This window comes from Micromonospora sp. NPDC023888, assembly GCF_040639415.1.
Taxonomy (GTDB): Bacteria; Actinomycetota; Actinomycetes; order Mycobacteriales; family Micromonosporaceae; genus Micromonospora.
Genome location: NZ_JBEZZW010000006.1, coordinates 36,297 through 51,087, shown reverse-complemented (window position 1 = coordinate 51,087; position 14,791 = coordinate 36,297). Strand labels below are relative to the sequence as shown.

At 72.4% G+C, this 14,791-nt stretch carries 16 protein-coding genes; 13 read left to right on the top strand and 3 right to left on the bottom strand.

Features of this window, described 5'->3' with window-relative positions; genetic code table 11:
* Positions 1-12 precede the first annotated feature (12 nt).
* A complete protein-coding gene (gene hemW, locus AB0F61_RS07125; RefSeq protein ID WP_357805034.1) occupies positions 13-1,236 on the top strand; it encodes a radical SAM family heme chaperone HemW in 1,224 nt (407 codons plus the stop codon).
* A 67-nt stretch (positions 1,237-1,303) separates the two neighbouring features.
* Here hemW and AB0F61_RS07120 read toward each other — a convergent pair whose 3' ends face one another.
* Positions 1,304-1,948: a DUF4870 domain-containing protein gene (locus tag AB0F61_RS07120; protein ID WP_357804363.1), complete on the bottom strand. Its 645-nt coding sequence runs from the start codon at positions 1,946-1,948 to the stop codon at positions 1,304-1,306.
* Positions 1,949-2,115: 167 nt separating this feature from the next.
* Here AB0F61_RS07120 and hrcA point away from each other — a divergent pair, with 167 nt between their 5' ends.
* From hrcA to AB0F61_RS07100, 4 genes are all read left to right on the top strand, one after another.
* On the top strand, positions 2,116-3,138 hold the full coding sequence (gene hrcA / locus AB0F61_RS07115; protein WP_357804358.1) for a heat-inducible transcriptional repressor HrcA: 1,023 nt from the start codon (positions 2,116-2,118) through the stop codon (positions 3,136-3,138).
* Between the two features lie 75 nt (positions 3,139-3,213).
* Complete coding sequence (dnaJ, locus tag AB0F61_RS07110) at positions 3,214-4,359, top strand: molecular chaperone DnaJ (protein WP_172862226.1); 1,146 nt, start codon at positions 3,214-3,216, stop codon at positions 4,357-4,359.
* Between the two features lies 1 nt (position 4,360).
* The gene (locus AB0F61_RS07105) at positions 4,361-5,095 is read left to right on the top strand and encodes a 16S rRNA (uracil(1498)-N(3))-methyltransferase (protein WP_357804354.1); all 735 of its coding nucleotides are present in this window, start codon (positions 4,361-4,363) and stop codon (positions 5,093-5,095) included.
* Positions 5,096-5,273: 178 nt separating this feature from the next.
* Entirely contained in the window at positions 5,274-5,567 is a 294-nt protein-coding gene (locus AB0F61_RS07100; RefSeq protein WP_357804349.1) for a DUF1330 domain-containing protein, read from the top strand.
* A gap of 165 nt (positions 5,568-5,732) precedes the next feature.
* On the opposite strand, the gene AB0F61_RS07095 is transcribed toward AB0F61_RS07100, so the two are convergent.
* On the bottom strand, positions 5,733-6,494 hold the full coding sequence (locus tag AB0F61_RS07095; protein WP_357804345.1) for an SDR family oxidoreductase: 762 nt from the start codon (positions 6,492-6,494) through the stop codon (positions 5,733-5,735).
* Positions 6,495-6,541: 47 nt separating this feature from the next.
* Here AB0F61_RS07095 and AB0F61_RS07090 point away from each other — a divergent pair, with 47 nt between their 5' ends.
* From AB0F61_RS07090 to AB0F61_RS07055, 8 genes are all read left to right on the top strand, one after another.
* The gene (locus AB0F61_RS07090; RefSeq protein WP_088988083.1) at positions 6,542-6,901 is read left to right on the top strand and encodes a histidine triad nucleotide-binding protein; all 360 of its coding nucleotides are present in this window, start codon (positions 6,542-6,544) and stop codon (positions 6,899-6,901) included.
* Positions 6,898-8,283, top strand: a complete 1,386-nt coding sequence (locus AB0F61_RS07085) for a serine hydrolase domain-containing protein (protein WP_357804338.1) — start codon at positions 6,898-6,900, stop codon at positions 8,281-8,283. Before AB0F61_RS07090 ends, AB0F61_RS07085 begins: the two co-directional genes overlap by 4 nt.
* A gap of 131 nt (positions 8,284-8,414) precedes the next feature.
* Complete coding sequence (locus tag AB0F61_RS07080) at positions 8,415-9,473, top strand: PhoH family protein (protein WP_357804334.1); 1,059 nt, start codon at positions 8,415-8,417, stop codon at positions 9,471-9,473.
* A gap of 15 nt (positions 9,474-9,488) precedes the next feature.
* A complete protein-coding gene (gene ybeY, locus AB0F61_RS07075) occupies positions 9,489-9,962 on the top strand; it encodes an rRNA maturation RNase YbeY (RefSeq protein ID WP_007463954.1) in 474 nt (157 codons plus the stop codon).
* Positions 9,938-11,362 carry a hemolysin family protein gene (locus AB0F61_RS07070; RefSeq protein ID WP_357805031.1) on the top strand — a complete coding sequence of 475 codons (1,425 nt, stop codon included), beginning with the start codon at positions 9,938-9,940 and terminating at the stop codon, positions 11,360-11,362. Before ybeY ends, AB0F61_RS07070 begins: the two co-directional genes overlap by 25 nt.
* Positions 11,355-11,741 (top strand): cytidine deaminase, encoded by a 387-nt coding sequence (locus AB0F61_RS07065; protein WP_357804318.1) that lies wholly within the window; start codon positions 11,355-11,357, stop codon positions 11,739-11,741. The genes AB0F61_RS07070 and AB0F61_RS07065 overlap by 8 nt, the downstream gene beginning before the upstream one ends.
* Positions 11,738-12,643, top strand: coding sequence for a GTPase Era (era, locus tag AB0F61_RS07060; RefSeq protein WP_357804313.1), 906 nt, complete (start codon positions 11,738-11,740; stop codon positions 12,641-12,643). The genes AB0F61_RS07065 and era overlap by 4 nt, the downstream gene beginning before the upstream one ends.
* A 157-nt stretch (positions 12,644-12,800) precedes the next feature.
* On the top strand, positions 12,801-13,988 hold the full coding sequence (locus tag AB0F61_RS07055; protein ID WP_357804308.1) for an acyltransferase: 1,188 nt from the start codon (positions 12,801-12,803) through the stop codon (positions 13,986-13,988).
* On the opposite strand, the gene AB0F61_RS07050 is transcribed toward AB0F61_RS07055, so the two are convergent.
* On the bottom strand, positions 13,969-14,775 hold the full coding sequence (locus AB0F61_RS07050; RefSeq protein ID WP_357804304.1) for a DUF4097 family beta strand repeat-containing protein: 807 nt from the start codon (positions 14,773-14,775) through the stop codon (positions 13,969-13,971). The two genes, AB0F61_RS07055 and AB0F61_RS07050, sit on opposite strands and share 20 nt — an antisense overlap.
* Positions 14,776-14,791 lie beyond the last annotated feature (16 nt).

Here is a 14,791-nt window from a genome sequence, read left to right as displayed (position 1 = left end):
ACACTAGTGGCCATGCCCGGCGTCCTTCCAGAAGGTGAGACCGTCCCCGTCGACGGATCGCTGCCCGCCACCGCCACCACGGCGGTCGGCGCGCGCGGCTTCGGCGTGTACGTCCACGTGCCGTTCTGCGCCAGCCGCTGCGGCTACTGCGACTTCAACACCTACACCGCGGCCGAGCTGGGCGGCGGCGCCAGCCGCGAGGGGTACGCCGACACCGTCCTGGCCGAGCTGGCGCTCGCTGCCCGGGTGCTCGGCGACACCCCGCCGCCCCGGGTCGACACCGTCTTCGTCGGCGGCGGCACCCCCACCCTGCTCCCCGCCGACGACCTGGCCCGCATCCTCGACGGCATCGACCGCACCTGGGGGCTGGCCGCCGACGCCGAGGTGACCACCGAGGCCAACCCGGAGTCGGTCACCCCCGAATCGTTGAAGCTGCTGCGGGCCGCCGGCTACACCCGGATCTCGCTGGGTATGCAGTCCGCCTCCCCGGGGGTGCTGGCGATCCTGGACCGCAAGCACAGCGCCGGCCGGGCCACCGCTGCCGCACTGGAAGCGCGTGACGCCGGATTCGAGCACGTCAACCTGGACCTGATCTATGGAACCCCGGGGGAGCGGCCGGAGGACTTCGCCGCCTCGCTGGAGCAGGTCGTGGCCGCCGGGGTGGACCACGTCAGCGCGTACGCCCTGATCGTCGAGGACGGCACCCGGCTCGCCGCCCGGATGCGGCGCGGCGAACTGGCGTACCCGAGTGACGACGTGGCCGCGGACCGCTACCTGGCCGCGGAGGCCGCGCTCGACGCGGCCGGGCTGTCCTGGTACGAGGTCTCCAACTGGGCTCGCACCGACGACGCCCGGTGCCGGCACAACCTGCTCTACTGGACCGGCGCGGACTGGTGGGGGCTGGGGCCGGGGGCGCACAGCCACGTCGGCGGGGTGCGCTGGTGGAACGTCAAGCACCCCTCGGCGTACGCCAAGCGGTTGGCCGAGGGCGCGTCTCCCGGCCTGGCCCGGGAGGTGCTCACGGCCGACGAGACGCACATGGAGGACGTGATGCTCCGGCTGCGGCTCGCCAGCGGCCTGCCGCTCGCGGTGCTCGACGCCACCGGACGGGCGGGCGCCGAGCGGGCACTTGCCGGCGGCCTGCTGGCCGCCGACGAGTACGCCGCCGGTCGGGCGGTGCTCACCCTGCGCGGGCGGCTGCTCGCCGACGCGGTGGTGCGCGACCTGCTGCCCTGAGCCAGCCCCGCTGCCCCGGACCGGGGCAGCGGAGCACCGGACCGGCCGGGGGAGCGGCCGACCCGGGTCACTTGATGAAGCTGGCCGAGAGCGGGTAGCGGTAGAGCTGACCCTCGTTGGCCTTGATGCCGGCGATGATGCCGAACACGGCGCCGAGGATGATGGCGGCCCCGACCCCGATGAAGCCGATCAGGATGCAGGACAGCACCCAGCCGACCACGCCGACGACCGACCAGATGAGCTGGAAGTTGAGCGCCGCCGCGGCGTGCGCCCGCACCGTCGGGGACTGGTTGCCGCGGGCCAGCAGCGCCACCAGCGGGCCGATCCAACCCAGCACCCCACCGCTGAGGATCATGCCGGCGGCGCCGCCGAAGTGCGCGACGAGCGCCCAGGTCTTGTCCTCGTTGCTGGCAAAGCCGCCACCGGGGCCGCCGTAGGCGCCGCCGGTCGGATATCCGCCAGCAGGGTAGCCACCGGGCGGCGGGTAACCACCGGGCGGCGGATAGCCCCCCGCCGGGGGGTAGCCGCCTGACGGCGGTTGGTCACCGGTGGGCGGCGGATAGCCACCAGCCGGGGGATAGCCGCCCGGGCCAGGCGCCCCGGACAGTGGTGCGGTGGGTGGCTCGGCCGACGGGTACGAGCTGGGAGAGGTCGGCTCCGGCGGGTAGTTGCCGGGGTCACCCGCGCCGGGAGGGCGAGGAGGTTCAGTCATGGATGTCACGGTAGGGGTCCGTGGCAACGCCGCACCAGTGGGCGGCCGTTGATCATCGCGCCGGCGGGTACGCCGACGTAGACTGGCACTCGCTACAGTCGAGTGCCAGGACGGCTATGCCGGGCCCCACGGCCCCGGCGGCCGACGTGCGACAGGAGGTGCGGAGGATGGGTCTCGACGACCGGAAGCTCGCCGTGCTCCGCGCGATCGTCGAGGACTACGTCTCCACCCAGGAGCCGGTCGGCAGCAAGGCGCTTGTCGAGCGGCACCAGCTCGGGGTCTCCCCGGCCACGGTCCGCAACGACATGGCCGTGCTGGAGGAGGAGGGCTACATCCGGCAGCCGCACACGAGTGCCGGCCGGGTGCCCACCGACCGCGGCTACCGGCTCTTCGTCGACCGGTTGTCCCGGGTCAAGCCGCTCAGCCCGGCCGAACGTCGGGCCATCGAGCGCTTCCTGGTCGGCGCTGTCGATCTCGACGACGTGGTGCACCGCACAGTGCGGCTGCTCGCCCAGTTGACCCGGCAGGTGGCCGTCGTGCAGTACCCGAGCCTGGCCCGCTCCTCGGTCCGGCACCTGGAGCTGGTGCCGATCTCCACCACCCGGCTGATGCTCGTCATGATCGCTGACACCGGGCGGGTCGAGCAGCGGCTGGTGGAGCTGCCCGGTCCGGTGCCGGCCGACGACGTCATCGACCTGCGCCGGCTGGCAAACGAGAAGCTCGCCGGCGCGCGGCTGTCCGACACGCCGCCGTTGGTGCAGGCGCTCGTCGAGGAGGTGCCGGCCGAGTTGCGCCCGGCGATGACCACGCTCTCCACCGTCCTTCTGGAGACGCTTGTCGAGCGGCACGAGGAACGCATCGCGCTGGCCGGCACCGCGAACCTCACCCGGGGCGGCCTGCTCGACTTCCAGGGTTCGCTGCGTCCGATCCTGGAGGCGCTGGAGGAGGAGGTCGTGCTCCTCAAGCTCATCGGTGAGACGGAGCCGAGCACGACCCGGGTGCTGATCGGCGACGAGAACGAGTTCGACAACCTGCGGGCCGCCTCGGTGGTCAGCACCGGGTACGGCCCAGGCACCACGATCGTCGGCGGCCTGGGAGTGCTGGGACCCACCCGGATGGACTACCCCGGCACCATCGCCACGGTGCGCGCCGTGGCACGCTACGTGGGCGAGTTGCTGGCCCAGAACTGACCAGTCAGGGCCGACGGCCGGCTGTTTGCCGCCGGATCGGCGCAACGCGAGACGAACATGAGGACACGGAACGCAGTGGCCAGGGACTACTACGGCATCCTCGGTGTCAGCCGGGAAGCCTCCGATGACGAGATCAAGCGTGCCTACCGCAAGCTGGCGCGCCAGTTCCACCCGGACGTCAATCCGGACCCGGAGGCTCAGGAGAAGTTCAAGGACATCAACGCGGCGTACGAGGTCCTCTCGGACGACCGGAAGCGGCAGATCGTCGACCTGGGTGGCGACCCGCTCGCCCCGGGCGGCGGTGGCGCCGGCGGCCCGGGTGGCCCCGGTGGCGCCGGCCCGTTCGTCGGTTTCCAGGACATCATGGACGCGTTCTTCGGTGGCGCGGCCGGTGGGGCGCGCGGCCCCCGTCCACGGACCCGCCCGGGTGCCGACGCGATCCTGCGACTCGAACTGGACCTGCACGAGACGGCGTTCGGCGTCGAGGCCCCGATCACCGTCGACACCGCCGTGCTCTGCACCACCTGCTCCGGCGCCGGCACGGCCGCCGGCACCCACCTGGCGACCTGCGAGGCGTGTGCCGGTCGGGGCGAGGTGCAGTCGGTGCAGCGCACCTTCCTCGGCCAGGTGGTCTCCGCCCGGCCGTGCACCGTGTGCCAGGGCTACGGCACCACCATCCCGCACCCCTGCCCCACCTGCGCCGGCGACGGCCGGGTGCGCACCCGCCGTTCGCTGACCGTCAAGATCCCGGCCGGCGTCGAGGACGGCATGCGGATCCGGCTGGCCCAGCAGGGCGAGGTGGGCCCGGGTGGCGGCACCGCCGGTGACCTCTACGTGGAGATCCACGAACGGCCACACGACGTCTACTCCCGCAAGGGCGACGACCTGCACTGCCGGGTCACCGTGCCGATGACGGCGGCGGCGCTCGGCACCCGCCTGACCATCAAGACCCTGGACAGCGAGGAGACGGTCGACGTCAAGGCCGGCACCCAGCCGGCCAGCACGCTGCGACTGCGCGCCCGGGGCGTGCCGCACCTGCGCGGCACCGGCCGAGGCGACCTCTACGTGCACCTGGACGTGCGGACCCCGACCAAGCTCGACCCGGACCAGGAAAAGATGCTGCGCGACTTCGCCAAGACCCGCGGTGAGGAGGTCGCCGAGCTGTCCAAGCAGGGCGGCTTCTTCTCCCGGATGCGCGACGCGTTCAACGGGCACGCCTGAGGTGTCCGCGCCGCTGTTCCTGGTGGAGGCGCTGCCCACCGGCGACGCGCTGACCCTGGACGGCCCGGAGGGGCACCACGCCGCCACCGTGCAGCGACTGCGCGTCGGCGAGGAGCTGCTGCTCGCCGACGGTCGGGGTGGCACGGCCGCCGCCGTGGTCACCGCCGTCGGCCGGGGCACCCTGGAGGTCACCATCACCTCCCGGGGGTACGCGGACGCGCCGGTCCCCCGGATCGTGGCGGTGCAGGGCATCGCCAAGGGCGACCGCGGTGAGCTGGCGGTGCAGGCGATGACCGAGGTCGGCGTGGACGAGATCGTGCCCTGGGCGGCGTCCCGCTCGGTGACCCAGTGGCGTGGCGACCGGGGCGTACGCGCCCGGGAAAAGTGGGTGTCCACCGCTCGGGAGGCCGCCAAGCAGGCCCGCCGGCCGTGGCTGCCCGTGGTGGCCGGCGCGCCGGACGAGTCCACCGCCACCGTCGCCCGCCGGATCGCCGGCGCCGCCGCCGGGTTCGTGCTGCACGAGGAGGCCGAGGAGCGGCTCAGCACCGCCGAGCTGCCGCCCGCCGGTGAGATCGTCCTGGTCGTCGGCCCCGAGGGTGGCATCGCGCCGGCCGAGCTGACGGCCTTCCGGGAGGCGGGCGGGCGAGTGGTCCGGCTCGGCCCGGCCGTGCTGCGCACCTCGACCGCCGGCGTGGCGGCGCTCAGCGTGCTCGCCACCCGCCTCGGCCGCTGGTGACCTGACCCACGCGGCTGCCCGGCCACCTCTTCCCGTCGGCAGCGCCTACACCACCGCGGCGCTGGTCGGCATCGGCGCCATGGTGATCACGACGCTGACCAGCCTCGCTCTCGCGGGCCCACGCTCGTCCGGGACCAACCCGTAAGTTGGATGCACTCATCCCAACAGTGGAGGTTCCATGCCCAAGGGCTACTGGGTCAGCGTCTACCGCACCATTTCGGACCCCGAGAAGCTGGCCGCTTACAACGAGCTGGCCGGTCCGGCCGCCAGGGCCTGGGGCGGTCGGACCCTCGTCCGTGGCGGCCGGGTCGCCGCATACGACGGCGGAATCGCCGAGCGCACCGTCGTTGTCGAGTTCGACAGCTTCGAGCAGGCCGTCGCGGCACGGGAGAGTGCGGCCTACCAGGAGGCGCTGGTCGCCCTCTCCGACGGCGTCGAGCGCGACTTCCGCATCGTCGAAGGCATCGACTGAGCGAGGTCCAGTCGGAACTCGGCGTCGCCGCCTGAGGCATGCCTGGTGGTCCTGTCCTGCCCACTTCGTCTGGGCAGCTTCCCGGGGCCGGAGCGGCGGGAACCGGCGTGGCTGCACCCGTGGGTGGAAACCGAGGGACCCATCGGGTGCGGCGTTGACCTTCCCTCAGCTCCGCAGGTAGGACGCGCCGTTGAGGTCGACGATCGTGCCGGACGCCCACTCGGCCTGCGGCGAGGCGAGCCAGTGCACGGCGGCGGCGATCTCCTCCGGCTGGGCCACCCGGTCGAACGGGCTCTGGGCCCGGATGGCCGCGCCTTGCTCGCCGCGCAGGTGCTCGGTGGTCATGTCGGTCGCCACGAAGCCTGGCGCGACGGTGGCGACCGTGATGCCGTACGGCGCGAGCGCCACGGCGAGGGACTGGCCCAGGGCGTTCAGCCCGGCCTTGCTGGCGCCGTACGCCGGCTGGTCCGGCTCGCCCCGGAACGCGCCCCGCGACGAGACGTTGACGATCCGACCGCCGCGCTCGCGCATGTGCTGGGCGGCGCACCAGGTGACGTTGCCGGCACCGGTCAGGTTGGTCGCCAGCACCTGCTGCCAGCGCTGCTGCCACTGCTCGTAGGACGCGCCGAAGATCGGGTGCGGGTCGTCCCGGTCGCCGTACGTCCCGGCGTTGTTGACGAGCACGTCCAGCCCGCCGAGCAGCTCGGCGGCCCGGTCGACCATGGCCCGGACCGAGTCCGGGTCGGTGAGGTCGGCGCGGACCACCACGTGCCCGTCGCCGGGCAGCTGCGCGCGCACCTTCTCGGCCGCCTCGGCGGAGTCGCGGTGGTGGATTGCCACCCGGTCGCCGCTGGCCGCGAACGCCATCGCCACCGCGCGGCCGATCCCGCGTGAGGCACCGGTCACGAGTACCGCTCGATCCGTCATGCCGGCCATCCTGCCTCAGCCGCCATCTCCCCTCCTACACTGCCCCGATGGGATCCGACTGCCTGTTCTGCCGCATCGTCGCCGGGGAGATCCCGGCCACCGTGGTCCGGGAGACCGACACCACGCTCGCCTTCCGTGACATCGACCCGAAGGCGCCGGTGCACGTCCTGGTCATTCCGAAGGAGCACTACGCCGACGTCGCCACGCTCGCCCAGGGCGACCCGGCGCTGGCCGCCGACGTGCTGGCGACGTCCGCCGCGGTGGCCGAGGACGAGGGCCTGCTCGGTGACGGTTTCCGGTTGATGTTCAACACCGGGGCGTACGGCGGGCAGGAAGTGTTCCACGTGCACGCGCACCTGCTCGGTGGTGCGCCACTCGGCCCGATGCTCGCCCGGGACCTGGCATGACGGCCGTCCCCGACGTGTACGACCGGTTGGGTCGGCTGGTCCGCAGGGTGCAGGCCGACGCCCGGGTGCCGGCGGTGTCGGCGGCGCTGCACCGGGCCGACCGACCGCTCTGGAACTGCACCGTCGGCGCGACAGGCACGGACAGCCCGTTGGGGCCGGGCACCCAGTTCCGGATCGGCTCGGTCACCAAGACCTTCACCGCGGTGCTGGTCCTCCAGTGCCGCGACGACGGGCTGCTGGACCTGGACGACCCGGTGGGCCGGCACCTGGACCTTCCCGCACACGGCGAGCTGACCGTCCGCCGGTTGTTGTCGCACACCGCCGGCCTGCAACGCGAGCCGTTCGGTGACGTCTGGGACAGCCTGCGCGCGCCGGACGCCGACCAGTTGGTGGCCGAGCTGGACCGGGCCGAGCGGGTGCTGCCGACGGCCCGGCGGTTCCACTACTCCAATCTGGGCCTGGCCGTGCTCGGTCAGCTCGTCGCCCGGCTGCGCGGCGGGAGTTGGGCGCAGTCGCTCACCGACCGGATCCTGACCCCGCTGGGGCTGACCGACACCAGCGTGGCCCCGCGGTCGACGGCGGCCACCGGGTTCCTGGTCGACGCGTACTCCGACGAGGCGCACCCGGAGCCGCCCACCGACTTCGGCGCGGTCGGCCCGGCCGCCCAGCTCTGGAGCACCGCGGCCGACATGGCCCGCTGGGCGGCGTTCCTCGCCGACCCTGCGGCACTGGACCCGGCCGGCGCGGTCCTCGCCGCCACCACGCTCGACGAGATGCGCTGGCCGGTGACCACCACCGACGAGACCCTGTGGGGCGCGGGCTTCGGGCTCGGCCTGATCCTCGTCCCGCAGGGGGAACGGGTGGTGCACGTGGGGCACGACGGGGCGATGCCCGGTTTCCTCGCCGCCGTCTACGGCCGGCGCGGAGGCGACGGCACGCCCGGCGCGATGGGTGCCGCGGTGCTCGGCTCCTCCGGAACGGCGACCGAGGTGCTCGACCTGCCGCACCGGCTGCTCGCGGCGGCGGTCGAGCACGACCCGGCCGAGATCGAGCCGTGGCGGCCCGGGGCGCCGGCTCCGGCGGCCCTGCGGGGGGTGCTCGGCCGCTGGTGGGGCGAGGGCTTTGAGTACGTCTTCTCCTGGCACGACGGCGCTCTGCGGGCCCGCGGGGCCGCCGACCCGGCCGGACGGCCGCCGGCGATCTTCACCGCGCTGCCGGACCAGCCGGACGTGTTCCGCACGGTCTCCGGTCGGGAGGCCGGTGAGCTGCTGCGACTGACCCGGGACGGGGCCGGCGCGGTGGTCCGGATGCACTGGGCGACGTACCGGTTCACCCGGCACCAGGAGACCTTCGACAGGTACGACTTCCGGGCCGGGAGTTGATCGCGGCCAGCGGAAATGGGCGCGATGCGGCCCACGTTGAACAGATACGATGGGTGTAACGTCCGCACGCCGTGCCAGCAGGGCCGGCGCCGAGATCGAGAGCAGGTGCGCAGGGCCCTTCGGCCCAACCTATGACCGGCACCCCACCTCCCGGCCCGCCCCGGGTGCAGACCAGGATCACCGTGCCCGACTCGAAGATCATGGTCAATCTGCTCGGCGCAGGCGACGAGATACTCCGGCTCGTCGAACGTTCGGTCACCAGTGACGTGCACGTCCGCGGCAATGAGATCACCATCACCGGTGACCCCGCGGACAACGCCCTCGCCGAGCGGGTCTTCAGCGAGCTACTCGAACTCATCGAGAAAGGCGAGACCCTGACCACTGACGCCGTCCGGCGTACCGTCGGCATGCTCGAGCAGGGCACCGCCGAGCGGCCCGCCGAGGTTCTGACGCTCAACATCCTCTCCCGTCGCGGGCGCACCATCCGCCCCAAGACGCTCGGGCAGAAGAAGTACGTCGACGCGATCGACACCCACACCATCGTCTTCGGCATCGGCCCGGCCGGCACCGGCAAGACCTACCTGGCGATGGCGAAGGCCGTTCAGGCGTTGCAGGCCAAGCAGGTCAACCGCATCATCCTGACGCGGCCGGCGGTGGAGGCGGGTGAGCGGCTGGGCTTCCTGCCCGGCACGCTCAACGAGAAGATCGACCCGTACCTGCGCCCGCTCTACGACGCGCTGCACGAGATGCTCGACCCGGAGACGATCCCGAAGCTGATGGCCCAGGGGACGATCGAGGTCGCCCCCCTCGCCTACATGCGGGGCAGGACGCTCTCCGACGCGTTCATCATCCTGGACGAGGCCCAGAACACGACGCCCGAGCAGATGAAGATGTTCCTCACCCGGCTCGGCTTCAACTCCAAGATCGTCGTGACCGGTGACATCACCCAGGTGGACCTTCCCGGCGGGACCAGCAGCGGCCTGCGGGTCGTCCGGGAGATCCTGGAAAACGTCGACGACGTGCACTTCTCCCAGTTGTCCAGCTCCGACGTGGTCCGCCACCGGCTGGTGGGGGAGATCGTCGACGCGTACGCCCGCTGGGACGCCGAGCGGGAGAATCAGCAGGCGCAGGGCGTCCACGCCGTGCCCGGGCGACCCGCCCAGGGCGGCCGGGCCGGCCGCCGCCGCTAAAGCAGAGGAAAGCAGTTGTCCATCGAGATCGCCAACGAGTCCGGTGTCGAGGTCGACACCGATGCCGTGCTCGCCGTCGCCCGGCACGCCCTCGACGAGATGGGGGTCAACCCCCTCGCCGAGTTGTCAGTGCTGCTCGTCGACATCGACTACATGACCGAGCTGAACCACCGGTGGATGGGTGGCGACGGTCCGACCGACGTGCTCGCCTTCCCCATGGACGAGGGCAGTGTCGACCACGGGCCGGGCGAGTCCGCGCCGGCCGGCGGCGAGCCCGCACTGCTCGGCGACATCGTGCTCTGCCCCGAGGTCGCGGCCAAGCAGGCGGCGACCGCCGGGCACGCCTCCGCGGACGAGCTGCACCTGCTCACCGTGCACGGGGTCCTGCACCTGCTCGGCTACGACCACGCCGAGCCGGAGGAGGAGCGGGAGATGTTCGCCCTCCAGGCCCGCCTGCTGGCGAGCTGGCGGTCGACCCGCACCCAGTGATGTCCACTCCTCCGTTACTCGCGGCCGGTGCCACCGCCGGCCTTCCCGACCTGCAGCTGATCGTCTTCGCGGCCGGCCTGGTGGTGCTGGCCGGCCTGATCGCGATGACCGAGGCCGCGCTCGCCGCGGTCTCGCCGGCGCGGGCCGCCGAGCTGGCCCGCGACGGTGTGCGGGGCGCCCGTACCCTCCAGGCCGTTGCCGGCGACGTCGTCCGGCACCTCAACCTGCTCCTGCTGTTGCGACTGCTCGCCGAGCTGACCGCCACCACCCTGGTGGCGCTGGTCGCGGTGGACAGCTTCGGCGCCGGCTGGCGGGCCGCGTTGGTGACCGCCGGCGCGATGACGGTGGTCAGCTTCGTGGTGGTCGGCGTCGCTCCGCGCACCATCGGCCGGCAGCACGCGTACGCCGTGGGCCGGGCGGTGGCGCCGCTGGTCCGCTGGCTGGGCCGGGCGCTCAACCCGCTCGCCTCGTTGCTGATCCTGATCGGCAACGCGGTCACGCCGGGACGCGGCTTCCGGGAGGGGCCGTTCGCCAGCCAGGTCGAGTTGCGTGAGCTTGTCGACCTGGCCGAGCAGCGCGGCGTGGTCGAGCACGGCGAACGTCAAATGATCCACTCGGTCTTCGCGCTCGGTGACACCATCGCCCGTGAGGTGATGGTGCCGCGTACGGAGATGGTGTGGATCGAGGAGGGCAAGACGCTCGCGCAGGCGTTGGTGCTCTTCCTGCGTTCCGGTTTCTCCCGCATCCCCGTGATCGGCGAGAGCGTCGACGACGTGCTCGGTGTGCTCTACCTCAAGGATCTGATCCGGCGCTCCCGCGGTGGTGACCCGGCGGCCGAGCAGTTGCCGGTGGCCGAGCTGATGCGCCCGGCGACCTTCGTGCCGGAGTCCAAGCCGGTCGACGACCTGCTGTCGGAGATGCAGGCGGCCCGCAACCACCTGGTCATCGTGGTCGACGAGTACGGCGGCACCGGCGGTCTGGTCACCATCGAGGACATCCTGGAGGAGATCGTCGGTGAAATCACCGACGAGTACGATGTCGAACGCCCGCCCGTCGAACGGCTGACGGACTCCTCGGTGCGGGTGACCGCCCGCTTGCCGGTGGAGACCCTGGGCGAGATGTTCGACACCGATCTACCCACGGACGAGGTGGAGACGGTCGGTGGGCTGCTGGCCCAGTCGCTGGGGCGAGTGCCGATCCCCGGCGCGGAGGTCGAGGTCGCCGGGCTTCGGCTGCTCGCCGAGGGCACCACCGGCCGGCGCAACCGGATCGACACCGTCCTGGTCAACCGGGTGGAGTCGGGCCATGAGCAGGACACCACGGGGCGTGGCGAGCACGCCGGCTCCGGGGACGACACGGACAACTACCGAGACGACGAGAGGCAATCCGCCGATGCCTGACACACCCGCCGCGCCCGCCCCTCGGCCGGCCCCCACCGCGCCGGCACCCCTGAGCGCCGAGGACGCCAAGCTTGTCGTCCTGGCCCGGGGAGCCCGTGGCCGGGTCGCCGCCGTGGAGGGTGCCGCGGTCCGGGATCAGGACGGCCGGACGTACGCGGCGGCAAGTGTCGCGCTGCCCTCGCTGACTCTCACCGCGTTGCAGTTGGCTGTCGCGTCGGCCGTGGCGGCCGGGGCGAGCCGGCTGGAGGCCGCGGTGGTGGTGACCGAGGCGTCGACCCTGGACGGCGCCGGGCACGCGGCCGTGCGTGACCTGGCGGCGGACGCGCCGATCCACGTGGCCGCCCCGGACGGCACGGTCCTCGGCACGGTGAACCAGTGAGCCCCGTGCAGGACCCGGAGGCGCGGCCGTACCGGGCCGGGTTCGGCTGCTTCGTCGGCCGGCCCAACGCCGGCAAGTCGACGCTCACCAACGCCATCGTCGGCACCAAGATCGCGATCACCTCGAACAAGCCGCAGACCACCAGGCACGTCATCCGGGCCGTGCTGCACCGTCCGGAATCACAGCTGGTCCTGGTCGACACCCCGGGCCTGCACCGCCCCCGCACGCTGCTCGGCGAACGCCTCAACGACCTGGTCCGGTCCACCTGGACGGAGGTCGACGTGATCGGCCTGTGCATCCCGGCCGACGAGCCGGTCGGGCGCGGGGACCGGTTCATCACCGGTGAGCTGGCCGAGCTGAAGGCGACAGTACTGGCGGTGGTCACCAAGACCGACCTGGTCGACAAGCGCCGCCTGGCGGAGCAGTTGCTCGCGGTGAGCCAGATGGGGGAGTTCGCCGAGATCGTGCCGGTCAGCGCGGTCGCCGGGCACCAGGTGGACACCCTCGTCGACGTGATGACCAAGTACCTGCCGCCGTCGCCGCAGCTCTACCCGGACGACATGCTGACCGACGATCCCGAGCAGGTGCTCGTCGCGGAGCTGATCCGCGAGGCCGCCCTGGAGGGGGTCCGGGACGAGCTTCCGCACTCCATCGCCGTGGTGGTGGAGGAAATGATCCCCGAGGGTCAGGTCATGAAGATCTACGCCGACCTGTACGTGGAACGGCCCAGCCAGAAGGCGATCGTGCTCGGTCACAAGGCGAGCCGGCTCAAGGAGGTCGGCACCAACGCCCGCCGGCAGATCGAGGAGTTGCTGGGCGGCCGGGTCTATCTCGACCTGCACGTGCGGGTCGCGAAGGACTGGCAGCGCGACCCGAAGCAGTTGCGCAAGTTGGGTTTCTGAGCGTCCTCCGCAGCGGGCCGGCCCGACCGGCGGCATGATCGTCTTCGGTCGGGCGAATGGGATGTTTCACCTTCGGTCGGGGGTTGCGGCCGTCCGGTTCGGGCGTCGCGCAGGGTAGGGGAGATACGCCAAGCGTCCCCGACCCAGATGCAGGCTGATGCGCAACAGGTACCTCGACGTGCTCCGTTTCCTGGCCATCGTCCGAGTGATCGTCTACCACGTCACCGGGTGGGCGACCCTCACCCTCGTCTTCCCCGCCATGTCGGTGATGTTCGCGCTGGCCGGCTCGCTGATGGCCGCGTCGCTGACTCGCTCCGGGCCGACGGCGGTCGGGCGTCGGCTGCGTCGGCTGCTGCCGTCACTCTGGGTGTTGGCGGTGGTGTTCGTACCCGCGATGCTGCTCAGCGGGCTGCCGGTGACACCCCGGGTGCTGCTGTGGCTGTTGCCGGTCGCCGACCCGCCCGCCAACCACTGGGGTGCCCTGGCGCTGAGCGTCATCTGGTACCTGCGCGACTACCTGTGGTTCGTGCTCGCCTCACCTGTCGCGTTCTGGCTGTTCCGCCGTGCTCCGCTGCCCACCCTGCTGGCCCCGTACCTCCTGCTGGTGGCGATCGAGGCGGGGATCTACCCGGCGCCGCCGGTGCTGCGCGAGTTCGGGCTCTACTTCGGGGCGTGGCTGCTCGGCTTCGCCAACCACGCCGGGATGCTGCGCCGGCTCACCGGGCGGGTGCTCTACCCGGTGGCGCTCGCCCTCGCGGTGGCCGGCGGCGCCTGGATCGTCGGGCATCCCGGTCCACGCGGGTACGACCTGAACGACAACCACCTGGGCAACGCCCTCTGGTCGGCCGCGTTCATCCTGGTCGTGCTGGGTCGGGCACCCGCCGGGGTGGCCTGGCTGGGCCGAAACCGGCTGGCCGACCGGGCGGTGACCGCTGTCAACCGGCGGGCGCTCACCATCTATCTCTGGCACATGCCGTTCGTGGTGGCGCTCACCCCGCTTGTCGACGTGGTGGGTTGGTCCCATCAGGACCCGGTCGGGTTGGCCGTCCGCGTGTTGCTCGTCTTCGCGCTTGTCGGCCTGGTCACCCTGGCCGTCGGCTGGGTCGAGGACGTCGCCGCGGGTCGCCCCCCGGAGCTGATTCCCGGCGGCCCGCAGCGGCCCGTCGAGCCCGCTGCCCGGACGGGTACCGGATCGCCGCTCCGGGCCGATGCGGCGCTTCGGTCGGTCGGCGAAGCGGCGGACGGTGCCGGGGCGGCGGGGGCGAACGGCGCACGAGTGGTGGTACCGGCGCAGCGGGTCGCCGGAGAGACGGCCAGCGTCGAGATCAACGCTCGCGGATCGTGAGGTTGCCGCTGCTGGCCGAACCGTCGAGCACCAGGGACGCCGCCGGGTTGTCGGGGACGGTGACCGTCTTGTCGCCGGAATCGGCGTTGGATCGGACCCGGTAGCTGCCCTCCGGCACCAGCAGCGTGACGTCACCGCTGGAGGCGTGGACCCGGGCCGAGGCGGGCTTGTCCAGCTCGACGACGACATTGCCGGAGGTGGCCTCCGCGTCGACAGTGCCGCCCAACCGGCGTGCGTTGATGTCTCCGGACGATGCGCGCAGCCGTACCGCGGCGGCGGCCTCGCTCACCTCGATGTTGCCGGACTGGGCCTCCACCCCGAGCGCGCCCGACGCACCGGAGACCCGCACGTCGCCCGAGCTCACCCGCAGGTCCACCGCGCCGACGCGGCTCAGCTCGACGTTGCCGGAGCTGGTCTCGCCCTGCACCGTCACGCCCTCCGGCACCCACACCTCGTAGGAGATGCTGCACCGCGAGCCACAGTCGGTGTCCAGCACCAACTCGTTGCCTTTGATCTCGTACCGGGCGTTGTCGGGTTCCCCGCCCTGATACCGCACCACGCGCTTGATCCGCACCTGCGAGGCCGGGCCGGTGCCGCGGACCACCACGTCGCCCGAACCACCAGACACCCGAATCGTGGCGACCTGTACCGCCTCGGTGTCGTCGTAGTCGAGCCGGCGCATGGCGAGGTTGTCGCACCCGGCGACGAGGATGAGGGCGGTTGCCAGGCCCAGAGCGACGGGCGCGGTGGCGCGACGGGCGGCGCTGGTGGTGGGGTGCATTGCCATGACCAGCACGCTACGA

Coding starts and splice junctions, on each gene's coding strand:
- hemW (WP_357805034.1), top strand. CDS start 13: ATGCCCGGCGTCCTTCCAGAAGGTGAGACCGTCCCCGTCGACGGATCG.
- AB0F61_RS07120 (WP_357804363.1), bottom strand. CDS start 1,948: ATGACTGAACCTCCTCGCCCTCCCGGCGCGGGTGACCCCGGCAACTAC.
- hrcA (WP_357804358.1), top strand. CDS start 2,116: ATGGGTCTCGACGACCGGAAGCTCGCCGTGCTCCGCGCGATCGTCGAG.
- AB0F61_RS07100 (WP_357804349.1), top strand. CDS start 5,274: ATGCCCAAGGGCTACTGGGTCAGCGTCTACCGCACCATTTCGGACCCC.
- AB0F61_RS07095 (WP_357804345.1), bottom strand. CDS start 6,494: ATGACGGATCGAGCGGTACTCGTGACCGGTGCCTCACGCGGGATCGGC.
- AB0F61_RS07090 (WP_088988083.1), top strand. CDS start 6,542: ATGGGATCCGACTGCCTGTTCTGCCGCATCGTCGCCGGGGAGATCCCG.
- AB0F61_RS07085 (WP_357804338.1), top strand. CDS start 6,898: ATGACGGCCGTCCCCGACGTGTACGACCGGTTGGGTCGGCTGGTCCGC.
- AB0F61_RS07080 (WP_357804334.1), top strand. CDS start 8,415: ATGACCGGCACCCCACCTCCCGGCCCGCCCCGGGTGCAGACCAGGATC.
- AB0F61_RS07065 (WP_357804318.1), top strand. CDS start 11,355: ATGCCTGACACACCCGCCGCGCCCGCCCCTCGGCCGGCCCCCACCGCG.
- AB0F61_RS07055 (WP_357804308.1), top strand. CDS start 12,801: ATGCGCAACAGGTACCTCGACGTGCTCCGTTTCCTGGCCATCGTCCGA.
- AB0F61_RS07050 (WP_357804304.1), bottom strand. CDS start 14,775: ATGGCAATGCACCCCACCACCAGCGCCGCCCGTCGCGCCACCGCGCCC.